General features: G+C 70.2%; 25 protein-coding genes and 1 pseudogene. 17 read left to right on the top strand and 9 right to left on the bottom strand.

Features of this window, described 5'->3' with window-relative positions; all coding sequences use genetic code 11:
- Window positions 1–32 precede the first annotated feature (32 nt).
- The 5 genes from mmsA to AAME72_RS05670 are packed head-to-tail and all read left to right on the top strand — an operon-like array spanning window position 33 to window position 4,633.
- Complete coding sequence (gene mmsA / locus AAME72_RS05690) at window positions 33–1,541, top strand: multiple monosaccharide ABC transporter ATP-binding protein (protein WP_348790210.1); 1,509 nt, start codon at window positions 33–35, stop codon at window positions 1,539–1,541.
- A complete protein-coding gene (gene mmsB, locus AAME72_RS05685) occupies window positions 1,538–2,782 on the top strand; it encodes a multiple monosaccharide ABC transporter permease (RefSeq protein ID WP_348789271.1) in 1,245 nt (414 codons plus the stop codon). Before mmsA ends, mmsB begins: the two co-directional genes overlap by 4 nt.
- A gap of 19 nt (window positions 2,783–2,801) precedes the next feature.
- Entirely contained in the window at window positions 2,802–3,410 is a 609-nt protein-coding gene (locus tag AAME72_RS05680) for a hypothetical protein (RefSeq protein WP_348789270.1), read from the top strand.
- Between the two features lie 52 nt (window positions 3,411–3,462).
- Window positions 3,463–4,068 (top strand): dCTP deaminase, encoded by a 606-nt coding sequence (gene dcd, locus AAME72_RS05675; protein WP_348789269.1) that lies wholly within the window; start codon window positions 3,463–3,465, stop codon window positions 4,066–4,068.
- A 37-nt stretch (window positions 4,069–4,105) separates the two neighbouring features.
- Window positions 4,106–4,633, top strand: a complete 528-nt coding sequence (locus AAME72_RS05670) for a hypothetical protein (RefSeq protein ID WP_348789268.1) — start codon at window positions 4,106–4,108, stop codon at window positions 4,631–4,633.
- A 123-nt stretch (window positions 4,634–4,756) separates the two neighbouring features.
- Here AAME72_RS05670 and idi read toward each other — a convergent pair whose 3' ends face one another.
- Both idi and AAME72_RS05660 read right to left on the bottom strand, forming a co-directional pair.
- Window positions 4,757–5,308, bottom strand: coding sequence for an isopentenyl-diphosphate Delta-isomerase (gene idi, locus AAME72_RS05665; protein WP_348789267.1), 552 nt, complete (start codon window positions 5,306–5,308; stop codon window positions 4,757–4,759).
- Between the two features lie 118 nt (window positions 5,309–5,426).
- Complete coding sequence (locus tag AAME72_RS05660; RefSeq protein WP_348789266.1) at window positions 5,427–6,290, bottom strand: hypothetical protein; 864 nt, start codon at window positions 6,288–6,290, stop codon at window positions 5,427–5,429.
- A 54-nt stretch (window positions 6,291–6,344) separates the two neighbouring features.
- Between AAME72_RS05660 and AAME72_RS05655 the strand changes: the two genes are divergently transcribed.
- Window positions 6,345–7,043 carry a MarR family winged helix-turn-helix transcriptional regulator gene (locus AAME72_RS05655; RefSeq protein WP_348789265.1) on the top strand — a complete coding sequence of 233 codons (699 nt, stop codon included), beginning with the start codon at window positions 6,345–6,347 and terminating at the stop codon, window positions 7,041–7,043.
- Window positions 7,044–7,118: 75 nt separating this feature from the next.
- Here the strand turns inward: AAME72_RS05655 and AAME72_RS05650 are convergent, their stop codons facing one another.
- Complete coding sequence (locus tag AAME72_RS05650; RefSeq protein ID WP_348789264.1) at window positions 7,119–8,549, bottom strand: MFS transporter; 1,431 nt, start codon at window positions 8,547–8,549, stop codon at window positions 7,119–7,121.
- Between the two features lie 184 nt (window positions 8,550–8,733).
- On the opposite strand from AAME72_RS05650, the gene AAME72_RS05645 reads away from it, so the two are divergent.
- Together AAME72_RS05645 and AAME72_RS05640 are read left to right on the top strand one after the other, a co-directional pair.
- A complete protein-coding gene (locus AAME72_RS05645) occupies window positions 8,734–8,910 on the top strand; it encodes a hypothetical protein (protein ID WP_348789263.1) in 177 nt (58 codons plus the stop codon).
- A 9-nt stretch (window positions 8,911–8,919) separates the two neighbouring features.
- Window positions 8,920–9,543 carry a DUF2461 domain-containing protein gene (locus AAME72_RS05640; RefSeq protein ID WP_348789262.1) on the top strand — a complete coding sequence of 208 codons (624 nt, stop codon included), beginning with the start codon at window positions 8,920–8,922 and terminating at the stop codon, window positions 9,541–9,543.
- Here the strand turns inward: AAME72_RS05640 and AAME72_RS05635 are convergent.
- Entirely contained in the window at window positions 9,540–10,262 is a 723-nt protein-coding gene (locus AAME72_RS05635; RefSeq protein ID WP_348789261.1) for a GTP pyrophosphokinase family protein, read from the bottom strand. The genes AAME72_RS05640 and AAME72_RS05635 overlap by 4 nt on opposite strands.
- Window positions 10,263–10,345: 83 nt before the next feature.
- Here AAME72_RS05635 and AAME72_RS05630 point away from each other — a divergent pair, with 83 nt between their 5' ends.
- Window positions 10,346–11,923, top strand: coding sequence for an MFS transporter (locus tag AAME72_RS05630; protein ID WP_348789260.1), 1,578 nt, complete (start codon window positions 10,346–10,348; stop codon window positions 11,921–11,923).
- Between the two features lie 19 nt (window positions 11,924–11,942).
- On the opposite strand, the gene AAME72_RS05625 is transcribed toward AAME72_RS05630, so the two are convergent.
- From AAME72_RS05625 to AAME72_RS05610, 4 genes and pseudogenes are all read right to left on the bottom strand, one after another.
- Window positions 11,943–12,098: a hypothetical protein gene (locus tag AAME72_RS05625; RefSeq protein ID WP_348789259.1), complete on the bottom strand. Its 156-nt coding sequence runs from the start codon at window positions 12,096–12,098 to the stop codon at window positions 11,943–11,945.
- Between the two features lie 67 nt (window positions 12,099–12,165).
- Window positions 12,166–12,297, bottom strand: a pseudogene (locus AAME72_RS05620) (hypothetical protein); the annotation flags it as partial.
- 149 nt (window positions 12,298–12,446) lie between these two features.
- The gene (locus AAME72_RS05615; protein ID WP_348789258.1) at window positions 12,447–13,457 is read right to left on the bottom strand and encodes a DUF1648 domain-containing protein; all 1,011 of its coding nucleotides are present in this window, start codon (window positions 13,455–13,457) and stop codon (window positions 12,447–12,449) included.
- Complete coding sequence (locus AAME72_RS05610; protein ID WP_348789257.1) at window positions 13,444–13,803, bottom strand: GntR family transcriptional regulator; 360 nt, start codon at window positions 13,801–13,803, stop codon at window positions 13,444–13,446. The genes AAME72_RS05615 and AAME72_RS05610 overlap by 14 nt, the downstream gene beginning before the upstream one ends.
- A gap of 205 nt (window positions 13,804–14,008) precedes the next feature.
- On the opposite strand from AAME72_RS05610, the gene dnaK reads away from it, so the two are divergent.
- The 4 genes from dnaK (at window position 14,009) to AAME72_RS05590 (ending at window position 18,062) form a co-directional block, all read left to right on the top strand.
- On the top strand, window positions 14,009–15,871 hold the full coding sequence (dnaK, locus tag AAME72_RS05605; RefSeq protein ID WP_348789256.1) for a molecular chaperone DnaK: 1,863 nt from the start codon (window positions 14,009–14,011) through the stop codon (window positions 15,869–15,871).
- Window positions 15,872–15,873: 2 nt separating this feature from the next.
- Entirely contained in the window at window positions 15,874–16,524 is a 651-nt protein-coding gene (locus AAME72_RS05600) for a nucleotide exchange factor GrpE (RefSeq protein WP_348789255.1), read from the top strand.
- Window positions 16,525–16,638: 114 nt separating this feature from the next.
- Window positions 16,639–17,637, top strand: a complete 999-nt coding sequence (locus tag AAME72_RS05595; protein ID WP_348789254.1) for a DnaJ C-terminal domain-containing protein — start codon at window positions 16,639–16,641, stop codon at window positions 17,635–17,637.
- An 11-nt stretch (window positions 17,638–17,648) separates the two neighbouring features.
- A complete protein-coding gene (locus AAME72_RS05590; protein WP_348789253.1) occupies window positions 17,649–18,062 on the top strand; it encodes a MerR family transcriptional regulator in 414 nt (137 codons plus the stop codon).
- A gap of 45 nt (window positions 18,063–18,107) precedes the next feature.
- Here the strand turns inward: AAME72_RS05590 and AAME72_RS05585 are convergent, their stop codons facing one another.
- Window positions 18,108–18,848 (bottom strand): cysteine hydrolase family protein, encoded by a 741-nt coding sequence (locus AAME72_RS05585; protein WP_348789252.1) that lies wholly within the window; start codon window positions 18,846–18,848, stop codon window positions 18,108–18,110.
- A gap of 90 nt (window positions 18,849–18,938) precedes the next feature.
- On the opposite strand from AAME72_RS05585, the gene AAME72_RS05580 reads away from it, so the two are divergent.
- The 4 genes from AAME72_RS05580 (at window position 18,939) to AAME72_RS05565 (ending at window position 22,921) form a co-directional block, all read left to right on the top strand.
- The gene (locus AAME72_RS05580) at window positions 18,939–19,808 is read left to right on the top strand and encodes a LysR family transcriptional regulator (protein WP_348789251.1); all 870 of its coding nucleotides are present in this window, start codon (window positions 18,939–18,941) and stop codon (window positions 19,806–19,808) included.
- Between the two features lie 75 nt (window positions 19,809–19,883).
- Window positions 19,884–20,585 (top strand): type 1 glutamine amidotransferase domain-containing protein, encoded by a 702-nt coding sequence (locus AAME72_RS05575; protein ID WP_348789250.1) that lies wholly within the window; start codon window positions 19,884–19,886, stop codon window positions 20,583–20,585.
- Between the two features lie 105 nt (window positions 20,586–20,690).
- The gene (gene tdh, locus AAME72_RS05570) at window positions 20,691–21,734 is read left to right on the top strand and encodes an L-threonine 3-dehydrogenase (RefSeq protein WP_348789249.1); all 1,044 of its coding nucleotides are present in this window, start codon (window positions 20,691–20,693) and stop codon (window positions 21,732–21,734) included.
- Complete coding sequence (locus AAME72_RS05565; RefSeq protein WP_348789248.1) at window positions 21,734–22,921, top strand: glycine C-acetyltransferase; 1,188 nt, start codon at window positions 21,734–21,736, stop codon at window positions 22,919–22,921. Before tdh ends, AAME72_RS05565 begins: the two co-directional genes overlap by 1 nt.
- The last annotated feature ends 7 nt before the right edge of the window (window positions 22,922–22,928 follow it).

The raw sequence follows: 22,928 nt of genomic DNA, 5'->3' as shown, positions 1-22,928 counted from the left end.
CAGCTGAAGTGACCAGCTCCAACATTCTGGAGATGCGCGGCATCACCAAGACGTTCCCCGGCGTGAAAGCGCTGCAGGACGTGACCATCGCCGTCTCGCGCGGCGAGGTTCACGCCATCTGCGGGGAGAACGGCGCGGGGAAGTCGACGCTCATGAAGGTGCTGTCCGGGGTGTATCCCTTCGGCAGCTACGACGGAGACATCGTCTTCGAGGACCGCGTGATGGAGTTCGGCTCCATCCGCGACAGCGAGGCAGAGGGCATCGTCATCATCCACCAGGAGCTGGCGCTCAGCCCCTACCTCTCGATTGCCGAGAACATCTTCCTCGGCAACGAGGTGAAGGGGTTCGCCGGGCTCATCGACTGGAACAAGACCAACGCGGCGGCGGCCGAGCTGCTCGCCCGCGTCGGCCTCAAGGAGAACCCGACGACCAAGATCCTGGACATCGGCGTCGGCAAGCAGCAGCTCGTCGAGATCGCGAAGGCGCTGTCCAAGCGCGTGAAGCTGCTGATCCTGGACGAGCCGACGGCGGCGCTGAACGACGAGGACTCCGCGCACCTGCTCGACCTCATCCTCCAGCTCAAGGAGCAGGGGATCACCTCGATCATCATCAGCCACAAGCTCAACGAGATCCGCAAGGTGGCCGACTCGGTCACGGTGATCCGCGACGGCCGCACCATAGAGACCATCTCGAAGGGCGACGTCACCGAGAACCGGATCATCAAGGACATGGTCGGCCGCGACCTGGAGCACCGCTATCCCGACCACACCCCGGAGATCGGCGACGAGATCCTCCGCGTCGAGAACTGGACGGCCCACCACCCGCAGGACCCGTCCCGCGTCGTCGTCGACGACGTGAGCATCTCCGTCCGCCGGGGCGAGATCGTCGGCATCGCCGGGCTGATGGGCGCCGGGCGGACCGAGTTCGCGATGAGCCTGTTCGGCCGCTCCTACGGCACGCGCATCTCCGGCAAGGTCTTCAAGGCGGGCAGGGAGATCAAGATCCGCTCCGTCTCGGACGCGATCAAGCACGGCATCGCCTACGCGACCGAGGACAGGAAGCACTACGGCCTCAACCTCATCGAGGACATCAAGCGGAACATCTCGCTCGCGTCCCTCGACAAGCTCTCCACCGGCGGCCTCGTCGACGACAACCGCGAGTACGAGATCGCGAACAGCTACCGCACGAGCATGAACATCAAGTCGCCGACCGTGCTGGCGAAGGTGGGCAAGCTCTCGGGAGGCAACCAGCAGAAGGTCGTGCTCTCGAAGTGGATCTACGCCGACCCCGATGTGCTCATCCTCGACGAGCCGACGCGCGGCATCGACGTCGGCGCCAAGTACGAGATCTACAACATCATCAACGAGCTCGCGGCGCAGGGTAAGGGGATCATCGTCATCTCCTCCGAGCTGCCGGAGCTGCTCGGCATCTCCGACCGTGTCTACGCCCTGTCGGAGGGCCGGATCACGGGCGAACTGCCCATCGAAGAAGCGACCCCCGAGGCGGTCCTCACCCTCATGACCCAGGAGAAGCAACGATGACCAAGCTCGACGACGCCGCCGAGACCGCAGGGACCGCCGCAGGAGCAGCGGTCAACCCGCCGGACAACGCGTTCACCCGCCGCATCCAGCACGTCATCACCGATCTGGGCAAGAACGGCATCTTCCTCGCCCTGCTCGTGGTGGTCGTGCTGTTCGAGTTCCTGACCGGCGGGATCCTGCTGCGGCCGCAGAACGTCTCCAACCTGATCGTGCAGAACGGCTACATCCTCATCCTCGCCATCGGCATGGTGATGGTGATCGTGGCCGGCCACATCGACCTGTCGGTCGGCTCGATCGCGGCGTTCGTCGGGGCGATCTCCGGCGTCTTCGCTGTGAACCTCGGCCTGCCGTGGTGGCTGTCGATCATCCTCTCGCTCGCCGTGGGGGCCGCGGTCGGCGCCTGGCAGGGCTTCTGGATCGCCTACGTCGGCATACCCGCGTTCATCGTGACGCTCGCGGGAATGCTGATCTTCCGCGGGCTGGCGCTCGTGGTGCTCGGCAACGCCAACATCGGATCGTTCCCGGCGGAGTACCGCGCGCTCGGCAACGGCTTCCTGACGAACCTGTTCGGGGACATGAACCTCGACCCGCTCTCCCTCGGCGTCGGCGTTCTGGCCATCATCGGCGTGATCGTGCAGCAGGTGCGCGTGCGCCGCGGCCGGCAGAGCTACAACCAGGACGTCGAGCCGCTCGCCTGGTTCGTCACGAAGCTGGTGCTGGTCTCGGCGGGCATCGCGCTGTTCGCGTACGCGCTCTCGACGTTCAAGGGCATCCCGGTGACGCTCATCGTGCTCGCGGTGCTCGTGCTCATCTACGGGATCATCATGAACCGCTCCGTCTTCGGCCGGCACGTCTACGCGATCGGCGGCAACCTGCACGCGGCCGAGCTCTCCGGTATCAAGACCAGGAACGTCACCTTCTGGCTGTTCGTCAACATGGGCTTCCTCGCGGCGCTGGGCGGCCTGGTCTTCACCGCCCGGCTGAACCTCGCCGGGCCGAAGGCGGGCGACGGCTTCGAGCTGGAGGCGATCTCGGCCGCGTTCATCGGCGGTGCGGCGGTGCAGGGCGGCGTCGGCACCATCGGCGGTGCGATCATCGGTGGCCTCATCATCGGCGTGCTCAACAACGGCATGTCGATCATGGGCATCGGCATCGAGTGGCAGCAGGCCGTCAAGGGCTTCGTGCTGTTGCTCGCCGTGGCGTTCGACGTCTACAACAAGCGCCGCTCGGGCGGACGGTGACCGGCGGGGCGGTCTGATCGTGGCCGACTTCGCCCGCTACCTGCCGCTCAGCCAGCGTCCCGACGTTGACGAGTCGGGCGTCAGCAACGACTGGCGCGCGCTCACCGCAGAGCGGATCGAGGGGCTCGTCGCGCGCGCGGCGAGCCCGTCGCCGGCCGACCGCGCGCTCCTGGCGCAGCTGGCGACCCGGCTCTCCGGGACCCGGTTCGGCCGCTTCGCCCGCACGGTCGGGATCAGCGACTACCCGGAGGCGGAGCGCGAGGAGGACGCCGAGGCGGCTCTGGCCACGCTGCGCGAGGTGGCGGCCGCGCGCCGCCGCGGCGCCGGCCCGCACGGGATCGCCGAGCTGGTGGATGTGGTGCGCACCGAGGCGCGCTGCCACTCCCTCGGCCCCGTCCCCGCGCTGGAGCCGATGGTCGCAGGCAGCGTCGCGCTCTTCGCCCTCACCCGCGCCCCGCTCAGCGTCCGTGCCGCGGTGGCCGATCGCACCCTCGTGCCGGTGGACGCGCCCTGGCGCCTCGGCCACGGACCGGAGCTGCGCACCCGCACGGCGGACATCCTGGACTTCCTGCTCGACGCCGGTCCCGTCCCCCCGGCCGTCCCGTCGCCAGCCGATGGCGCCGAGTGACGGGCGGAAACGAAGACGACCGCGGCAGCGGATGGCCCGATAGGCTGAGCGCGTGCTTCTCTCCGATCGTGACATCAAGGCCGAGCTGGGTGCCGGGCGCATCGCGCTCGAGCCGTTCGAGCCCGCCATGGTCCAGCCGTCGAGCGTGGATGTGCGGCTCGACCGGTTCTTCCGACTCTTCGACAACCACAAGTACCCGTTCATCGACCCGTCGGAGGACCAGCCGGAGCTGACCCGGTTCGTGGAGGTGGACGCCGACCAGCCGTTCATCCTGCACCCCGGGGAGTTCGTGCTCGGCTCCACGTACGAGCTGGTCAGCCTGCCCGACGACGTCGCGGCGCGTCTGGAGGGCAAGTCCTCCCTCGGTCGCCTTGGACTGCTGACGCACTCGACCGCCGGCTTCATCGATCCCGGCTTCTCCGGTCACGTCACGCTCGAGCTGAGCAACGTGGCGACCCTGCCGATCAAGCTGTGGCCGGGCATGAAGATCGGCCAGATGTGCTTCTTCCGGCTGTCGTCCGCGGCCGAGAAGCCGTACGGATCGCAGGAGTACAGCTCCCGCTACCAGGGCCAGCGCGGCCCGACGGCCTCGCGGTCGTACCTCAACTTCCACCGCACCGACGTCTCCGTCACCGAGGCGGGACGCCCATCCAGCTGACGACCGCCGGCAGCTGACCCGGCACCGGGAGGGCACCATGAGCGAGACCACCGACGCGGCCTTCGCGCAGGCCCTGATCGCGACGGGACCGACGGCCGCCCGGCCGCAGCGGATGCAGCTGTTCGGGCAGCTCGTCGGCAGCTGGCGTGCCGACTGCCGCTTCCTCGACGAGGAGTCCGGCGCCTGGAGCGAGTTCACGACCGAGTGGATCTTCGCGTACACGCTCGGCGGCCGCGCGGTGCAGGACGTCCTGCTCGCGCCCAGCCCGAGCGATCCGTCCGCCGCCGAGGCGAAGGGGACGACGGTCCGCGTCTACGATCCGGTGCTCGGCGCGTGGCGGGTCAGCTGGTTCGGGGCCGTGGCGGGGGACTTCTGCACGCTCGTCGCGTCGGGCCACCACCGAGACGGGATCCGCCAGGACGGCACCCAGACCGACGGGCGCCCGATCCGCTGGAACTTCTCCCGGATCACCGGCGACGCGTTCGACTGGGACGGCTGGGTGTCCGACGACGAGGGACGCACCTGGTGGCTGGAGCAGCACATCCACGCGACGCGCACGGGCTGATCGCCTCGCATCCCGCGTCAGGACGCGGAACCGGACCGCGAGCCCACGAATGGATTCGCCATCCGGCATACGCGGACGAAGTTATCCACAGTCAATTACACAGGTGGAAAATATGAGCCGCGCTCACAGCTGACCCGAAGCTTCGGCGCTGTCGTCGGCGTAGAGGGCGGGCAGCTGCAGCGTGAGCCAGGGACTGAACGCCCACGGCGTCGCCTCGACGGCCGTCAGCAGCACGCGCGGGTCCACCCACTCCCACTCGGCGACCTCGGAGGCGGAGGGCCGGAGCTCTCCGGCGACCGTGGCCGTGTAGACGGGGCAGATCTCGTACTCGACGATCCCGCCCGCGTCCACCGCGCGGTACCGGAAGTCGGGGAGGACGACGATGAGGTCGTCGATCGTGGTTCCGAGCTCGTCGGCGGCGCGTCGGCGCACGGCGTCCTCGATGGACTCGCCCGGTGCGGGATGCCCGCAGAACGAGTTCGTCCAGACGCCGGGCCAGGTCGCCTTGCCGAGCGCTCGCCGGGTGACGAGGATGCGGCCCTCGCCGTCGAACAGGTGGCAGGAGAACGCGAGGTGCAGCGGCGTCTCGGTCGTGTGGACGGTGGCCTTGTCGGCCGTGCCGATCGGTGCGCCCTCGTCGGAGAGCAGCACGACCTCTTCGCGGCCTCGGGTCATGCGTCCATCCTAGGCCGGGAGGTGGAGCGGGCCGATGGGGCCGATCGGGTTCCCGGGTGGTCCGGTGACGCATCCCGGGTCGGCTCGTCGGCCGGCTCCGGGATGCGCGCCGCCGGGGTCACCGTTCGGAGGTGTCGGGGCTGTCGCCCTCGTCGGCGTGCTCGTCGCCGTGCTCGTCGGAGTGCGCGTCGCTGGGCGTCCAACCGAGGTTGCGGGCCATCGCCTGCAGGGTCGCCAGGGTGGTGGCGAGGTCCTGCTCGTCGACTCCGTCGGCGAGGGAGGACCTGACGCTCCGCACGCGCTCGAATGCGGCGTCGTGTGCGGCCCGGCCCTCGTCGGTGAGCGTGGCGCGGTCGCCGTCGAACCAGACCCAGCCGCGCTCGACGAAGTCCGCGAGCACGCGGTCGACCATGCCGGGTCGGCGGTGGCCGAAGCCGCGTCCGTGTCCGCGACCGAACGGCGGCACGGGTCCGAACGGACCGAACGGCGGGCGATGGAACCGGGCGCCGCGATCGAAACCGCGCACGAAGCCGCGCTCGAACGCGCCCTCAGCCGAGTGGTCGGTGGAGTGGTCGTGGTGGTGGTGGTGGTCGCGCGGGCGGTCGTGTCCGTGCTCGTGGCCGGGCCCGTGCGGGTCTTCGGCGTGAGCGCAGTCGGCGCGGTTGTATCCGGGGTGCGGATGATGCGCCTCGGCATGGCCGCGCATCCACTCGGCTCGCGGGTCGCGGCGCTCGCCGTGTCCGCGCTCGCCGTGTCCGCGCTCGCCGCCGTGGCCGTGGTGGCCGCGCCGCCCTGTGGGCAGTCGCTCGGAGAGCTCCTCGGCCGAGGCGGGTCCGTCCGCGAGCAGGTGCAGCACACGCCAGCCGCCACGGCGCAGGCCGAGCTCGCGGAGCTCGTCGCGCATCCGTGAACGGAGGCGGTGCTCGATCTCGCCGAACCAGTAGCCCGGCGGTGTGGTGTTCGAGTCGTCGATGGTGGTCATCGTGGACTCCTTCCTTTTCCATGTACTGTTACAAGTAGATGTATAGTTACATGTATGAATGACGAGAGTCAAGCGAACGGCGGTTCGCCCGCAGCGGACGTGGTGGCGATGATCGAGCGCTCGCTCGTCGCGGTGCGGCGCGATCAGTCGCGGCGGCGGCCGCCGGCCTGGGGCGGCGGCCCGGGCTGGCCCGGTTCCGGTGGGCCGGGGCACGGCGGCCCGTGGGGCGGTCGTGGGATGGGGCCGCACGCGCACGGGCACGGTGACCACGACGGGCGCGGGCACGACCACTACGGAGCGGACGGCGCGGCGGATCCTACGGAGGATGCCCGCACCGGAGGGGGCGGCCCGTTCGGTGACTCCGCCCGTCCGGGGCCCGGTCGCCGCGGGCGGGACGGGTCGCTGGGGCGGTTCGCGCGCTTCCGCATGCTGGAGGCGCTGGCCTCGGCCGAGGCCGAGGACCGCCACCTGTCGGTCAGCTCGCTCGCCGAGGCGATCGGCGTCGACCAGCCCCGCGCCAGCCGCCTCGTGCAGGAGGGCGTCGAGCGCGGACTCGTCCGCCGCGTCCCCGACCCGTCGGACGCCCGCCGTGCCCTCATCCAGCTGACCGCGGCCGGGCGCTCCCAGCTCGGCGAGGTCCAGTCGCACCGGCGTTCCGCCGTCGAGTCCGCGCTCGCCGACTTCACCCCGGACGAGGCGCGCACCTTCGCCGACCTCTTCGACCGCTTCGTCCGCGCCTGGCCCCGCGCGTAACCGCCGAGTACGCAGAAAGTCGCCCGATAACCGTCGAGTACGCAGAGGATCCGCGTACTCGGGGGTTGCCCGGGCTTACTTGGGGGAGCGGACGGGGAGAAGGAGGAGCAGGCCGGCGAGCAGGACGAGGACGATGCCGAGGATGCCCCAGAACTGCGCGCCGCCTAGCGCGACGAACGTCGCGAACAGCAGCGGCGCCAGGAACGACACCGCGCGTCCCGTCGTCGCGTAGAGCCCGAACACCTCGCCCTCGCGCCCGGCCGGCGTCACGCGCATCAGGAAGGTGCGGCTCGCCGACTGGGCGGGCCCGACGAAGAGGCACAGCACCAGCCCGAAGATCCAGAACGCCGTCGCGCCGACATCGTGCAGGAAGAACACCGCAAGTCCGGCGACGACGAGTCCGACGAGCGAGGTCACGATCACCGGCTTCGCGCCGAACCGGTCGTCGAGGCGCCCCGACACCAGTGTGCTGACGCCGGCCACCACGTTCGCCGCGATCGCGAAGATGATCACCTGCCCGCTCGAGAAGCCGAAGGTGCCCTGCGCGAGGATGCCGCCGAATGTGAACACGCCGACCAGCCCGTCCCGGAACAGTGCGGAGGCGATGAGGAACAGCACCGTGTTCCTGCTCTCCTTCCACAGCCGCCCGATGTCGCGCACGAGAACGCCGTAGGACGCGAAGAAGCCGACGCGCGGCGTGCGCGCGTTCCGCGAGATCTCCGGCACGACCAGCAGCACCGGGAGCGAGAACACCAGCGTCCAGACGGCGGCGATCAGCGCGATGATGCGGATGTTCAGCCCCGCCGCCTGGCTGACGTGCAGCAGGCCGCCGGTGCCGTCCGCGTTGTCCGTCACCAGGCCGAAGTAGACGATGAGCAGGAGCACGATGCCGCCGAGGTAGCCCGCGCCCCAGCCGAAGCCGCTCACCCGTCCGACCGTCGTCGGCGTCGACACCTGCACGAGCATCGCGTTGTAGTTGACCGTCGCGATCTCGTAGAAGATGGTGCCGATCGCGACGAGGATCACGCCGAACAGGAAGTAGCCGGGGGCGCCGGCGACGAAGAACATCAGCGCGGTGGCCACCACCACGGCGCCGGTGTTGATGCCGAGCCAGAGCTTGCGCCGACCGGAGCCGTCCGTGCGCTGGCCGAGCACCGGGGCAAGGATCGCGACGATGATCCCCGCGATCGCGAGACCCCAGCCGAGGCCGCTGGACAGCGGCGCCTCGGCCGCCGTCACCGCGGCGTGGGCCGGACCGTGCGGATCGGTCTCCGCGTCGCGCGCGGCGACGAGGGCCGGCTCGATGAACAGGCTGCCGGTGAGGTACACGGTGAACACGAAGGTCGTGATCACGGCGTTGAACGCCGCGCCGCCCCAGTCCCACAGCGCCCACGAGACCACCCAGCCGCGGGGGATGCGGCGGTCCGTCGTGCTGTCGGCGAAGAGCGGGCTGGCCGCGGTCACGAGGGCGTCGCCGTCGCCGCCCGCCGGTCTTTCGGTGGTCATGGGGACAGCGTAGGGCCGCGCGGGGAACGGGCGGTGAACGTGACGCCGCGGGCGCGGCGGGCGTGGCGGCGCGGGCGCGGCGAGGCGGGCGCGGCGGCCTGCGGGCCCATTGCCGCGCGCGCGGGCGGCGGCGTATCGTGCGGCCGTGCTCGCTCCCGGGGGAGCGACGGGAGGAGGACGCACGATGAAGGTCACGGGAACCTCGACGACCGGGTTCGAGGACGCATGGAAGAACGCCCTCGATCAGGCGCCGCGTGAGGACAACGTCCCGCGCCGCTACGAATTGAAGGCCGCGTGGTACGAGGCCGGAGGCGTCGTCAACCCGAGCTACCACTGCGAGGTCGAGGTCACCGGGCCGTAGCATCGGAGCATGGCGTTCACCGGCTTCGACGAGGACGCGGTCGCGTTCTACCGCGAGCTCACGCTGAGCAACGACCGCGCGTTCTGGCTCGCGAACCGCGACAGGTACGAGGCGCGGGTGGTCGCGCCGATGCACGAGCTCGCCGCGCAGCTCGAAGGCGAGTTCGGCGCCGGGAAGCTGTTCCGGCCGTACCGGGACGTGCGATTCTCCGCCGACAAGTCGCCGTACAAGCTGCACGCGGGGATGACATTCGAGCGCGGCGGGTACGTCCAGGTCTCCGCCGAGGGACTTGCGGCCGGCGCCGGCGTCTACGTCTTCGACCGCGAGCAGCTCGTGCGCTACCGCAGGGCGGTGGATGCTCCGCTGAGCGGCGCTGCGCTCGAGGCCGCTCTGCAGGCGGTCGCCGACGCCGGGCACGGCATCGAGATCTCCGACGCGCTGAAGACGACGCCGCGCGGTTTCGACGCCGGCCATCCCCGCATCGGACTGCTGCGCTACAAGGGGCTGGTCACGTGGGAGGACTGGGGCATCCCCGACTGGTTCGGGACGCCCGAGGCCGCGGACCACGTCGCCGCGTTCCTGCGCGCGAGTGAGCCCGTCACCGCGTGGCTACGGGAGCACGTCCGGGACTAGACCGAGATCGGCAGCGCGTACTGGCTGCCGCCGTCGCCGCGGACCTGGCGGTGGATGTCCTCCATCTTCACGTCCAGCTGTGCGGCGGTGCCCGCGGCGGCGGTGAGGTCGCGGAGGATCTCCTCCGGCACCTCGCCCTCGTACTTGTAGTAGATCTTGTGCTCGAGGCTCGCCCAGAAGTCCATCGCGACCGTGCGCAGCTGCACCTCGACGGGCACCCGGACGGGACCGTCGCTCAGGAACACCGGGACCTCCACGATCACGTGCAGGCTCTTGTAGCCGTTGGGCTTCGGATGCGCGATGTAGTCCTTCACGCGAAGGACGTTGATGTCCTCCTGCGCGGTCAGCAGCTGGAAGACGCGGTACACGTCGGAGACGAACGAGCAGATGATCCGCACGCCTGCGATGTCGGTGATCGCATCCCTGATCGCCTCGAACGACGGCTCGCAGTTCTTGCGGATCACCTTCTGCTCGATGCTCTCCGCCGATTTCAGCCGGCTGGCGATGTGCTCGATCGGGTTGTAGTCGTGCAGCTCCGCGAACTCCTCGCGCAGGATGGACACCTTCGTCGACACCTCGTCGATGCCGAACTTGTACGGCATGATGAACCGCGCGAAGTCGTCCCGGAACGCCTGCACCTCGCTCAACGTCGCTGGATCGATGCGCTGGAGCGCCTCGATCGCCCGGGTCGACAGGAGGGGCGCGGGATCCGGTTCCATGCGTTCAACGCTAGCGAGGGGTGTTGTGCGACCGGTGTGAATCCGGGAGCGCCAAATGGTGCGGGATGTGCTTTCCTGTGCGCATGAGCGGCGGCGGCGCTGCGGCGCCATTCAACTTCCGGCTCGCCATCCTGCTGGCGATGGCGATGTTCGTGCTCGTGGTCGACACGTCCCTGATGAACGTGTCGATCTCGGCCGTGGTGCGCGACCTGCACACCACCGTCAGCGGCGTGCAGAGCGCCATCGCGCTGGAGGCGCTGGTCTCGGCGGCGTTCATCCTCATCGGCGGCAAGACCGGCGACCTCATCGGGCGCAAGCTCGCCTACATCCTCGGCCTGCTCGGCTACGCGGTGGGGGCGATCGCGATGACGCTGGCCCAGAACCTGGTCGCCATCATCATCTTCTGGGCGGTCATCGGCGGGATCGGCGCCTCCCTGCTGCTGCCCGCGATGCAGTCGCTCATCCACGGGAACTTCGAGGGCGCCCACCAGAAGCGGGTGTACGCGCTGGTCGGCGCGTCCGCGGCGATCGCGGCCGCGGTCGGACCGCTGATCGGCGGCGTCGTCACCACGTTCCTGTCGTGGCGGGTCGGCTTCCTCGGCGAGGCCGTCATCATCGCGATCGTGCTGGCCGGCATCGGCCTGGTGAAGGATGTGCCGTACACCGGCTCGCGCTCGATCGACCTGGTCGGCGCACTCTTCTCCGTGATCGGGATGGGCGGCATCGTGACCGGCATCCTGGTCTGGCAAGAGGGCGGCGAGTACGTGCTTCTGCTGATCCTGGTCGGCGTCGCCGGGCTCCTGGCCCTCGTCTTCTGGCTGCGGTCGCGCAAGCGCAGGGAGCGGGCCACGCTGATCGACCCCGACCTGTTCCGTTCGAAGCTGTTCCGCACGGGGGTGAGCGGCCAGCTGCTCCAGCAGGTCGCGCTCGGCGGGACGATGATCGCGCTGCCGATCTACCTGCAGATGGTGCTCGAGTACAACGCGCTGCAGGCGGGTCTGTCGATCGCCCCGCTGTCGCTCAGCATGTTCGTGGTGGCGCTGCTGGCCGGGCGCGCGGTCAAGCGGCGGCCGGCGGACCTGATCCTGTGGGGGTTCCTGCTCGCCGTGCTCGGCATCGCGATCATCCTCCCGCTGGTGCCGATCGCCACGAGCGGCTGGTTCCTGACCATCCCCCTCATCATCGCGGGATGCGGCCTCGGCCTGCTCGTCTCGCAGCTGAACAACTACACCCTCTCCCCGATCAGCGACGAGCGGGTCAGCGAGGCGGCGGGCGTGAACTCGGCGGCCGGGTCGTTCGGCCTGTCGTTCGGCCTGGCGTTCGCCGGCGCGATCATGCTGGCGACGCTCGCCTTCACCTTCACCTCGATGGCGCAGGCGAGCACGGTGCTGCCCGCCGACGACAAGCAGCAGGTCGCGACGGTGCTCGAAGAAGATGCGCAGGTGATGTCGAACACGCAGCTCGAGAAGCAGCTGGCCGGGGAGACGCCCGCGGTGCGCGCCGAGGTCGTCCGCATCAATACGGACGCGCGGCCGATCGCCCTGCAGGTGGCGCTGCTGATCCCGCTGATCGCCGGCCTGCTCGGCGCGGGCAACGCCCTCCGGATGCGCCGCCTGCCCGACCCGGCGTCGGCCCCCGCGGAGGGCGCCGGCCTCGGCTGACCGCTCGGGCACCGTCGCGTCAGCGGAGCCGCGCGCCCGAGTGGACGTGCACGTGCAGGTGCTTCGAGTCCTGGTACTCGCCGAGGTTGGTCTCGACGCACGCAGCGCCCGTCGTCGTCTCGACCTCGCGCGCGATGCGCTGGACCACGGCGAACAGCGCCAGGGCATCGGGCATCGTCCGTATCGGCGGCGCCCAGCGACGTGAACGACGCGATGTGCCTCTTCGGCACAGCGACGATGTGCGTCTCCCAGTAGGGACGCGTGTGGTGGAACGCGAGAATCGTGTCGTCCTCGTGGACGATGTCCAATGGTTCGAGCCCGGGGATGGCGACCTCGCAGTAGAAGTCCGTGCCGTGATACTCGTTGTTGCGCATCTGCCCGACGATAGCGGGAGCCGGTCCTCGACTGTGCCCTCACCCTGCGACTGCGGTGTCCCGTCATGTTTGCGCCCGGGCGCGCGGGGGCAGTCGTTCCCTGACGCCGCAGTCACTCGGTGCTGGTGCATCCAGCCGGTCGCCGCGGGTCAGCTGCCGGCCGCGCTCCGGTCGCGCTCGACGAGGGCCTGCAGCAGTGCGGCGGCGGTGTCGGCACCCGCGACGGTCACCACGAAGCGCCGTCCGTCCGTCCGCTCCGCCTCCAGGGCGGCGCCGCGCCGCAGCACGATGCCGAACCGGCCGTCGAGGCCGCTGCGGATGCCCCAGCCACCGAACTCGCCCATCGGCTCGACGGTCGTCGCCCTGGCCGATGCGATCTGCTGCAGCGGCACGTGGAACCGCGGGAACCCGGCGATCGAGGAGACCGTGAGCCCGGAGGCGTCGACGCGCACCCGGAAGACGAGCGTGCAGGCGGCGAGGGCCAGCAGCAGCAGCGCGATCGCGGTCAGCGCCCACGCCGCGCCCGGCTGGTCGCCGAACAGCCAGGTCGCAACGGCCGCCACGATGATGATCACGGTCGCCGCCCCGATCAGCACGCCGCCGACGGGCTGGATGCTCGTCTCGCCGAGCCACACCGCGCGCTCGGTGCCAGCGAGGGGCAGCGGCCGGGTCGGCTGCGTCTGCACGGTCGGGGCCGCCACCGCCGGTTGCAGGTACCAGCAGGCGACGCCGACCGGGATCGCGCACGCGAACGCGGCGACGAGCGGCGCCCACACGGCAGGGGCGTCGTGCGCATCCTGCAGTCCGGCCTGCTGCAGCAGGGTGCCGGTCCCGAGCACGGCGACGACGGTCGTCACGGCCGGGGCGAAGGCGCCGAGGAACCGGTAGCTCGGGCCGCGGCCGCCGCGCCGCATCCCCGGCAGCGCTGTGAGTGCGATCAGAGCGGGCGCGCCCAGGCCGACCAGCACGGTGATCAACGGCGTGATCCATGCCGGTCCGAACCGGTCAGCAGCACCCGATGGCCCCCAGTGGGTGGCGACGGGGTCGGGAAGCGAGGGGAGCAGGAGGAGCTGGACGACCAGGGCGGCGGCCGTGAGCGCGGCGGGCACGCCGAGGCAGACGAGCACGAAGCGGCGGACGGCGGCGTCACGAGCGGCCATGGGCGATCTCCTTCACGAGGGCGGCGAGCGTCTCGGGGGTGAGCCCGGCGTCGCGAGCTTTGACGGTGAGTTCGAGGATGTCGTGGTGCACGGCGACCAGTGTCAGCGCGCCCTCGGTCAGGATGGCGCCGCGGCCGCGGCGGAGCTCGATGAGCCCCTCGTCGCGCAGCTCCTGGTAGGCGCGAAGAACGGTGTGCGTGTTGATGCCGATTCCGGCGGCCACCTCGCGGGCCGGCGGGAGGCGGTCCCCCGGGGCGATGCGACCGGCGGCGGCGTCCGCGCGGACGCCGGCGGCGATCTGCGCGAAGAGCGGGGTCTCGCTGGCGGGATGGACGCGGATGAGCACGAACTAGTTCTATTACAACTAGAACAATCTCACAAATCTCGGAATAGCGACGCGGCTGCGAAAGTTGAGCCCTGTGTACTCAAGTTTTGAGATTGACGGCTTGACAGCATCCCGCAACGGGTGCAACGCTTGAGCCGTCAGGACTCAACTCTTGACCCCCGACTTTCACAGGCCACAAGCCAGCAACAAAGGAGAGAAAGCACACATGTCCCGTGCAGTAGGAATCGACCTCGGAACCACCAACTCCGTCGTGTCGGTGCTCGAGGGCGGCGAGCCCACGGTCATCGCGAACGCGGAAGGCTTCCGCACGACCCCCTCGGTCGTCGCGTTCACCAAGGACGGCGAGGTGCTCGTCGGCGAGACCGCCAAGCGCCAGGCCGTCACCAACGTCGACCGCACCATCGCCTCCGTCAAGCGCCACATGGGCACCGACTGGAAGACCCAGGAGATCGACGGCAAGAAGTACACCGCGCAGGAGATCTCGGCGCGCATCCTGCAGAAGCTGAAGCGGGACGCCGAGCAGTACCTGGGCGACACCGTCACCGACGCCGTCATCACCGTCCCCGCATACTTCAACGACGCCGAGCGCCAGGCCACCAAGGAGGCCGGCGAGATCGCGGGCCTCAACGTGCTCCGTATCATCAACGAGCCGACCGCGGCCGCGCTCGCGTACGGCCTCGACAAGGGCAAGGAGGACGAGCTCATCCTCGTCTTCGACCTCGGCGGTGGAACCTTCGACGTCTCCCTCCTCGAGGTGGGCAAGGACGACGACTTCTCCACCATCCAGGTGCGCGCCACCGCCGGTGACAACCGCCTCGGCGGCGACGACTGGGACCAGCGCATCGTCGACTGGCTGATCAAGCGCTTCAAGGACTCGACCGGCGTCGACGTCTCCAAGGACAAGATCGCGCTGCAGCGCCTCAAGGAGGCCGCTGAGCAGGCCAAGAAGGAGCTCAGCTCCTCGATGAGCACGAGCATCCAGCTGCCGTACCTGTCCCTCACCGAGAACGGCCCCGCCAACCTCGACGAGACCCTCAGCCGCGCGCAGTTCGAGCAGATGACCAGCGACCTCCTCGACCGGACCAAGAAGCCGTTCCAGGACGTCATCCGCGAGGCCGGCATCAAGGTGTCCGACATCGCGCACGTCGTGCTCGTCGGCGGCTCGACCCGTATGCCCGCCGTCTCCGAGCTCGTGAAGCAGGAGACCGGCAAGGAGCCCAACAAGGGCGTGAACCCGGACGAGGTCGTCGCCGTCGGCGCCGCCCTGCAGGCCGGTGTCCTCAAGGGCGAGCGCAAGGACGTCCTCCTCATCGACGTCACCCCGCTGTCCCTCGGCATCGAGACCAAGGGCGGGATCATGACCAAGCTCATCGAGCGCAACACGGCCATCCCGACCAAGCGCAGCGAGACCTTCACGACGGCCGACGACAACCAGCCGTCCGTCGCGATCCAGGTCTTCCAGGGCGAGCGCGAGTTCACCCGCGACAACAAGCCGCTCGGCACCTTCGAGCTGACCGGCATCGCCCCGGCCCCCCGCGGCATCCCGCAGATCGAGGTCACCTTCGACATCGACGCGAACGGCATCGTGCACGTGTCCGCCAAGGACAAGGGCACCGGCAAGGAGCAGTCGATGACGATCACCGGCGGCTCCAGCCTGCCGAAGGACGACATCGAGCGCATGGTGCGCGAGGCGGAGGAGCACGCGGCGGAGGACAAGAAGCGCCGCGAGTCCGCCGAGACCCGCAACCAGGCCGAGCAGCTCGTCTACTCGATCGAGAAGCTGATCAAGGACAACGAGGACAAGCTCCCCGAGGACGTCAAGAACGAGGTCCAGGGCGACGTCGACGCTCTCAAGGCGGCTCTGGCCGGCGAGGACGACGAGGCCGTCAAGACCGCGTACGACAAGCTGAACGAGAGCCAGCAGAAGCTGGGGCAGGCGATCTACTCGTCCGCTCAGGCCTCCGAGGCTCCCGCAGGCGACGCCGGTGAGGCGGGCGGCGAGTCCGCGTCCTCCGACGACGAGGACGTCATCGACGCCGAGGTCGTCGACGACGAGGAGAAGAAGTAACCATGAGCGACCAGAACCGCGACGGACAGGGCCCGGAAGAGCCCGAACGCGAAGAGCCGATCATCCGCGACAAGCGGAGGATCGACCCGGAGACCGGCAAGGTTCGGGAACCTCAGGACGCCGAGCACGACCTCGAGCACGAGGAGCTGGTGGACGTGGGTCCGGTCGCGGAGGACGAGGCGAGCATCCTGTCGGATGACGACCTCGACATCCTCTCCGGCCAGACCACGTCCGACGCTCTCGCGGCGGAGCGGCTCGCCGACCTCCAGCGGGTCACCGCGGAGTACGCGAACTACCGCAAGCGCACCGAGGCCAACCGGGAGATCGAGCGCGAGCGCGCGGTCGGAGACGCCGTCAAGGGCCTCATCCCGGTGCTCGACGACCTGGAGCGCGCCGAGAAGCACGGCGACCTGACGGAGGGCAGCGGGTTCGCGACCATCGCGGCCAAGCTGCGCACGGCGGTCGAGCGGCTCGGTCTCACTCCCTACGGCGAGAAGGGCGACGCCTTCGACCCGCAGATCCACGAGGCGATCTTCCAGCAGCCCACCCCCGGCGTGACGGAGGACACCGTCGCCGAAGTGGTCGAGACCGGCTACCGGCTGGGCTCCACCACTGTGCGGGTGGCCAAGGTGGTCGTCGCCGTTCCGGCCTGAGCCGGGGCGGAGAGCACGAGGAGCGGCGGGATGCGCATCCCGCCGCTCCTCGCGCGAGGAAACACATGCAGACTTTGACAACGGACAACATCACAGACTGAGAGAGGAGGCGCCGTGGCAAGCCAGGACTGGTTCGACAAGGACTTCTACAAGGTCCTTGGCGTCTCCAAGGACGTCAGCGACGCGGACCTGAAGAAGACCTACCGCAAGCTCGCGCGCAAGTACCACCCGGACTCCAACCCCGGCGACGCGGCCGCGGAGGCGAAGTTCAAGGAGATCAGCGAGGCCTACTCGGTGCTCAGCGACTCCGAGGAGCGCGCGGAGTACGACCAGATCAGGGCCATGGGCTCCGGGGCGCGCTTCACCGCGCCCGGCAGCAGCGGCCAGGGCGGGTTCGACGACGTGTTCGGCGGGATGTTCGGCGGCGGTGCGCCCGGCGGCGCCCGCGGCTACACGTTCCAGCAGGGCGGCAACGGCGGCTTCGACGACGTGCTCGGCGGCCTGTTCGGCAACGGCAGGTTCGGCAGCGCCAGCGGCGGCTACCGCGGCTACGGCGGACCGACCCGCGGACGTGACGTCACCGCGCACACGACGATCGACTTCGTCACCGCGACCAAGGGCGAGACCATCACCCTGCAGGCGTCGGACGGCAAGCCGATCAAGGTGAAGATCCCCGCCGGCGTCGCCGACGGGCAGAAGATCAAGCTGCGCGGCAAGGGCCAGCCGAGCCCGGACGGCGGGGAGGCGGGGGACATCGTCCTCACCGTCTCGGTGCGCAAGCACCCCGTGTTCGAGCGCGACGGGCTGAACCTGCGCGTGACCGTGCCGGTCACCTTCGCGGAGGCGGCCCTCGGCGCCACCATCGAGGTGCCGACGCTCGGCGGCGACCCGGTGAAGCTGCGCGTCGCGCCCGGCACCCCGAGCGGCCGCGTGCTGCGGGTGAAGGGCCGCGGCGTCCAGACCGCAAAGGGCACAGGCGACCTGCTCGCCGTCGTCCAGGTGGCGGTGCCGTCGCACCTCTCCGGGGAGGCGAAGGAGGCGCTGGAGGCGTTCGCCGCCGCGCTCCCTGACGAGAACCCGCGCGAGGACATGCTCGCCAAGGCGCGGAGCTGACGAGGCGCACCATGGACGAGAACAGCCAGGTCTTCGTGATCTCGATCGCGGCCGAGCTGGCGGGGATGCATCCCCAGACCCTCCGTCAGTACGACCGGCTCGGGCTCGTGAGCCCGGGCCGGACGGCGGGCAAGTCGCGCCGGTACTCGATGCGCGACGTCGAGAAGCTGCAGGAGATCGCACGGCTCGGCTCGGAGGGCGTCAGCCTGGAGGGCATCCGGCGCATCCTGGAGCTCGAGGACAACGTGCGCGCGCTGCACGACCGCGTGCGCGAACTCGAGTCCGCGCTCGCCGACGAGCTGCTCAACCGCCCGGGCCGCCGCGTCTTCGCCGCGGGCTCGGAGGGCGAGGTGGTCTCGCTGCGTGCCGGCACACGCGTGCGCCGCAGCAACCAGGTCGTGGTCTGGCGCCCGCTCGAGCGCTGACCGCCGCGCGGCTCCCCTCGGCGTTCGAGGGGTGGATGCGCGGCGTCAGAGGGACGTGGAGGCGCCCTGCCCGACGTAGAGGGTGTTCGCGAACTGGTGCGCCTCGCCCGCCGCGATGTCGCGGTCGATGCCGGCGCGGACGTCCCGCATCAGCTTGTGCAGCTCGGCGTGCCTGTCGGGGTGGCGGCCGTGCCGCGTGCTGTCCCAGAGGTTCGAGACGGGGAGCGCCCCGCCCGTCTCGACGGCGAGCGTCCACTCCTCTGTGGTGGCGACCGCGGCGAAGCCGGACTGCATCGTCACCAGGACGCTGATGTGCAGCGCGTCCGCCGAGATGGTCCCCGCCTCGTTGACGAGGTCCAGCGTCCCGGTCGCGTCGGAGAGGAACTCGACCGTGAAGCCGAGCTCGGCCGCATCCCTGGCGGTGCCCGCGCAGCAGTGCTGGGTCATGTACCCGGCGATCGTGACGGTGTCGATGTCGTTCTCGCGCAGCCACGCCTCCAACCCGGTGCCGGCGAACGACGACACCTCCGACTTGGTCACCAGCAGCGCCGGCTCGCGGTCGGCGACCGACGCGTGCAGCGCGGCGCCCTCCGACCCGCGGGCGAAGACCGGCGCGCCCTCGTCCTCGATGTGCTGGACGAGCACCAGCGGGACGCCGTGGTCGGACGCCGCGTCGCACGCGACCTCGATGTTCGGGATGGACGTGAACAGGTCGGGATGGCAGATCTTCAGGTTCCCGGTGACGTACTCGTTCTGGACGTCGATCACGATGAGCGCGCGCTTCATGCTCGGACTCTAGCGCGAAGGCCAGGCGGCGCGGGGAACGCGGCAGGGCGTCGCCGGAGCCCGGGGCGTCTCCCTCGCTACAGTGACCGTATGCCGAGCCCCAGCCTCGACCACCTGCGCACCTTCGTGACCGTGTTCAGGACCGGTTCCCTGACCCGCGCGGCCCAGCTGCTCGGGGTCTCGCAGGCGACGGTCTCCGGTCACGTACAGGCGCTCGAGACGGCACTCGGGATCCCCCTGTTCGAGCGCGGGCGAACGGGCGTCACGCCGACGGCCAAGGGTGTCGAGCTGGCGCGCGAGGTATCCGATCACGTGGATGCGCTGGAGGACGCCGCCGCGCTGGCCGGCCGCGCCGCGTCCGCGTCCAGAACCATCCACGTCGGGGGTGCCGCGGAGATCCTCTCGGTGATGGTGGTCCCGCACCTCAGTCGGCTGGTGGATGCGGCGAACGCACCGATCCGGCTCGTCTTCGGGCTGGCAGACGACCTGCTGGAGAGCCTGTCGGCCGGCGCGGTGGATGTCGTGGTGAGCGCGGTGCCTCCGCGGCGCCGCGGGATCGCCGCGGTGCCGTTCTACGACGAGGAGTTCGTGCTCGTCGGCGCTCCCCGCTGGCGCGGAGCACAGCTCGAGAGCATCCCGCTGGTCGCATACGCGGAGGACCTGCCGATCGTCCGCCGTTACTGGCGCAGCGTCTTCGACCGGCCCCCCACCGCATTGCACACGGTCGCGATCGTCCCCGACCTGCGCGGCATCCTGGACGCGCTGCTTACCGGCATCGGGATGTCCGTGCTGCCCCGCTACCTGGTGGCCGACGCGCTGGCAGCCGGGACCCTCGTCGGCCTGGACGAGCCGGAGGTCGCACCCCTGAACACGCTGTACCTCGCGACGCGGGGCCGGGAGGCGCAGACCACCCCGGCGATCGGGGCCGTGGCCGCGGAGCTCCGGCGGCTCATCCGCTGAGGGCGCCCATCGGATTTCCGATGACCTCCGGGGGCCGGGAGGGAGCACGATGATCGACGTCGAAAGGAATCACCGATGTCGAACATCCTCATGGTCGTGACCGCGGCCGACTCCCTCGCCCTCGCCGACGGCTCCGCACACGCGACCGGGTTCTGGGCGGAAGAGCTCGTCGTGGCCCACCGCGACCTCACCGCCGCAGGCCACACCATCACCATCGCGACCCCCGGCGGCCGCGTCCCCACGGTCGACCCCGGCTCGCTGACCGTCGAGAACGTCGGCAGCAAGGAGAAGGCCGACGAGCTCCGCGGCTACCTCGGCTCCATCGAGGAGGCGCTCTCGCATCCCGTCGCCCTGGACTCGGTCGACGTCGCCGCCTTCGACGCGGTCGTGCTGCCCGGCGGCCACGGCCCGATGGCCGACCTCGCCTCCGACGCGCAGCTCGGCGCGATCCTGACGGCGGCGGACGCGGCGGGAACCGTGATCGCGCCGTTCTGCCACGGACCGGCGGGGCTGCTCAGCGCCGTGGACGCGTCGGGCGCGTTCGCCTTCGCCGGACGCCGGCTGACGGTGTTCAGCGACGAGGAGGAGCTGACCGGCGGCCTCGGCGAGAACACGCCCTGGCTCGTCGCGAGCACGCTGCGGGAGCGCGGCGCGATCGTCGAGGCCGGCGCGCCGTGGACCTCCCACGTGGTGCGTGACGGCAACCTGATCAGCGGCCAGAACCCGCAGTCCAGCGAGGCCGTGGCGAAGGCCGTCGTCGAGGCGCTCGCGTCGTGAGCATCGCGCCCGCTCGCGGGTAGAGTTGTGCGCGGCCGCCACGCTCACGAGGCGCAGGTGGCGGCCGGCGACGATGCACGATTCGAGTCCCACGAGGATGGCGGAATGAGAGCCCTGTACAAGAGCGAGGCCGCGGAAGGCCTGTCCCTGGTCGATGTCCCGGAGCCCGAGATCGGGCCGGAGGACGTGAAGATCCGGGTGCTGCGCACCGGGATCTGCGGAACCGATCTGCACATCCTGCGCTGGGACGACTGGGCCGCCTCCGCGGTGAAGGCTCCGCTCATCCCCGGCCACGAATTCTTCGGCGAGGTCGTCGAGGTCGGGCCGCTCGTGCACGACGTCGAGGTGGGCGACCGGGTCTCCGGCGAGGGCCACATCGTCTGCGGCACCTGCCGCAACTGCCGCGCCGGCCGACGGCAGATGTGCATCCGCACCCAGGGCGTCGGCGTGCAGCGCGACGGCGCGTTCGCCGAATACCTCGTGCTCCCGGCCACGAACGTCTGGGTGCACCACACCTCCATCGAGCCGGAGGTCGGCGCGATCTTCGACCCGCTCGGCAACGCCGTGCACACCGCGCTCGCGTTCCCCGTCGTCGGCGAGGACGTGCTCGTCACGGGATGCGGACCCATCGGCCTGATGGCGATCGCCGTGGCCAGGCATGTCGGCGCGCGGTTCATCGTCGGCACCGACATCAGCACGCAGCGGCTGGAGCTGGCAAAGGGGATGGGCGCCGACTTCACCGTCGACGTCTCGACGCACGACATCCACGAGGCGCAGCAGGCGCTCGGGATGCGCGAGGGCTTCGACGTCGGTTTCGAGATGAGCGGCGCCCCGGCGGCGCTGCCCTCGATGATCGAGAACATGAACCACGGCGGCCGGATCGCGATGCTGGGCCTGCCGAGCCAGAAGATCGCGATCGACTGGGGCATCGTCGTCACGCACATGCTGACGCTGAAGGGCATCTACGGCCGCGAGATGTTCGAGACCTGGAACGCGATGGGCGCGATGCTGCAGACCTCGAAGCCGCTGCACGATGCGATCGCCTCGATCGTCTCCGACCGCTTCCCCGCGCGCGAGTGGGAGAAGGGTTTCGCCGCGGCCGCGGCGGCGGGCGGCGGCAAGGTCATCCTCGACTGGACGGAGCTCTGATGTACGGGACGTTTCGCGATCACATCGCCGCGCAGCTGACGGAGATCGAGGAGGCGGGGCTCACCAAGCGCGAGCGCAGCATCCACGGTCCGCAGTCCGCGCTGATCACGGCCGACGGCGCCGAGGTGCTCAACTTCTGCGCCAACAACTACCTGGGTCTCGCCGACCATCCCGCGCTCCGGGACGCGGCCAAGACGGCGCTGGACGACTGGGGCTACGGGATGGCCAGCGTGCGCTTCATCTGCGGCACCCAGGAGCAGCACCTCGAGCTGGAGCGCCGCGTCTCCGCCTTCCTCGGCACCGAGGCGACCATCCTGTTCTCGTCCTGCTTCGACGCCAACGGCGGCGTGTTCGAGACGCTGTTCTCCGCCGAGGACGCGATCGTCTCGGACGAGCTCAACCACGCGTCGATCATCGACGGCATCCGGCTCTCCAAGGCGCAGCGCTACCGCTACAAGAACCGCGACATGGCCGACCTGCGCGCGCAGCTGACCGCCGCGAAGGAGGCGGGCGCCCGGTTCACCGTGATCGTCACCGACGGCGTGTTCTCGATGGACGGCTACATCGCGCCGCTGGCCGAGATCTGCGACCTCGCCGACGAGTTCGGCGCGCTGGTGTTCGTGGACGACTCGCACGCGGTCGGCTTCGTGGGCGAGCACGGCCGCGGCACGCCGGAGTTCTGCGGCGTCGCCGACCGGGTGGACATCTACACCGGGACGTTCGGGAAGGCCCTCGGGGGCGCGTCCGGCGGCTACGTCTCGTCCCGGCAGGAGATCGTCGACCTGCTGCGGCAGCGTTCGCGGCCGTATCTGTTCTCGAACACCCTCGCGCCCTCGATCGTGGCGGGCACGCTGGCGGCGCTGGACCTCCTGGAGTCGTCCGACGACCTGCGCGCCCGACTGGGGGGCAATGCCCGGCTGTTCCGCTCGCTGATGGAGGAGGCCGGTTTCGAGCTGCTGCGCGGCGAGCACCCGATCGTTCCGGTCATGTTCGGGGACGCGGCGCTCACCGCGCGCATCGCCGACGAGATGCAGAAGCACGGCGTCTACGTGACGGCGTTCTCGTTCCCTGTGGTCCCGCGAGGGAAGGCGCGCATCCGCGTGCAGCTCTCGGCGGCGCACACGGACGACGAGATCCGGCGCTGCGTCGCGGCGTTCGCGGCGGCGCGGGAGGCCGTCGCCGCCTGAGCGGGGC

It is taken from the genome of Leifsonia sp. NPDC080035, from assembly GCF_040050925.1.
Lineage (GTDB): Bacteria > Actinomycetota > Actinomycetes > Actinomycetales > Microbacteriaceae > Leifsonia.
The sequence above is the reverse complement of the archived record's forward strand: the minus strand, read 5'-3'. Positions and strand labels throughout refer to the sequence as shown.

Excerpts from the sequence above, each read along its gene's own strand:
- AAME72_RS05645 (WP_348789263.1), top strand. The coding sequence starts at position 8,734 with ATGAAGGTCACGGGAACCTCGACGACCGGGTTCGAGGACGCATGGAAG.
- AAME72_RS05655 (WP_348789265.1), top strand. The coding sequence starts at position 6,345 with ATGAATGACGAGAGTCAAGCGAACGGCGGTTCGCCCGCAGCGGACGTG.
- AAME72_RS05670 (WP_348789268.1), top strand. The coding sequence starts at position 4,106 with ATGAGCGAGACCACCGACGCGGCCTTCGCGCAGGCCCTGATCGCGACG.
- AAME72_RS05650 (WP_348789264.1), bottom strand. The coding sequence starts at position 8,549 with ATGACCACCGAAAGACCGGCGGGCGGCGACGGCGACGCCCTCGTGACC.
- mmsA (WP_348790210.1), top strand. The coding sequence starts at position 33 with ATGCGCGGCATCACCAAGACGTTCCCCGGCGTGAAAGCGCTGCAGGAC.
- idi (WP_348789267.1), bottom strand. The coding sequence starts at position 5,308 with ATGACCCGAGGCCGCGAAGAGGTCGTGCTGCTCTCCGACGAGGGCGCA.
- AAME72_RS05635 (WP_348789261.1), bottom strand. The coding sequence starts at position 10,262 with ATGGAACCGGATCCCGCGCCCCTCCTGTCGACCCGGGCGATCGAGGCG.
- AAME72_RS05625 (WP_348789259.1), bottom strand. The coding sequence starts at position 12,098 with ATGCCCGATGCCCTGGCGCTGTTCGCCGTGGTCCAGCGCATCGCGCGC.
- dnaK (WP_348789256.1), top strand. The coding sequence starts at position 14,009 with ATGTCCCGTGCAGTAGGAATCGACCTCGGAACCACCAACTCCGTCGTG.
- AAME72_RS05590 (WP_348789253.1), top strand. The coding sequence starts at position 17,649 with ATGGACGAGAACAGCCAGGTCTTCGTGATCTCGATCGCGGCCGAGCTG.
- AAME72_RS05640 (WP_348789262.1), top strand. The coding sequence starts at position 8,920 with ATGGCGTTCACCGGCTTCGACGAGGACGCGGTCGCGTTCTACCGCGAG.
- mmsB (WP_348789271.1), top strand. The coding sequence starts at position 1,538 with ATGACCAAGCTCGACGACGCCGCCGAGACCGCAGGGACCGCCGCAGGA.
- tdh (WP_348789249.1), top strand. The coding sequence starts at position 20,691 with ATGAGAGCCCTGTACAAGAGCGAGGCCGCGGAAGGCCTGTCCCTGGTC.
- AAME72_RS05575 (WP_348789250.1), top strand. The coding sequence starts at position 19,884 with ATGTCGAACATCCTCATGGTCGTGACCGCGGCCGACTCCCTCGCCCTC.
- AAME72_RS05600 (WP_348789255.1), top strand. The coding sequence starts at position 15,874 with ATGAGCGACCAGAACCGCGACGGACAGGGCCCGGAAGAGCCCGAACGC.
- AAME72_RS05630 (WP_348789260.1), top strand. The coding sequence starts at position 10,346 with ATGAGCGGCGGCGGCGCTGCGGCGCCATTCAACTTCCGGCTCGCCATC.
- AAME72_RS05565 (WP_348789248.1), top strand. The coding sequence starts at position 21,734 with ATGTACGGGACGTTTCGCGATCACATCGCCGCGCAGCTGACGGAGATC.
- AAME72_RS05660 (WP_348789266.1), bottom strand. The coding sequence starts at position 6,290 with ATGACCACCATCGACGACTCGAACACCACACCGCCGGGCTACTGGTTC.
- AAME72_RS05615 (WP_348789258.1), bottom strand. The coding sequence starts at position 13,457 with ATGGCCGCTCGTGACGCCGCCGTCCGCCGCTTCGTGCTCGTCTGCCTC.
- AAME72_RS05580 (WP_348789251.1), top strand. The coding sequence starts at position 18,939 with ATGCCGAGCCCCAGCCTCGACCACCTGCGCACCTTCGTGACCGTGTTC.
- AAME72_RS05585 (WP_348789252.1), bottom strand. The coding sequence starts at position 18,848 with ATGAAGCGCGCGCTCATCGTGATCGACGTCCAGAACGAGTACGTCACC.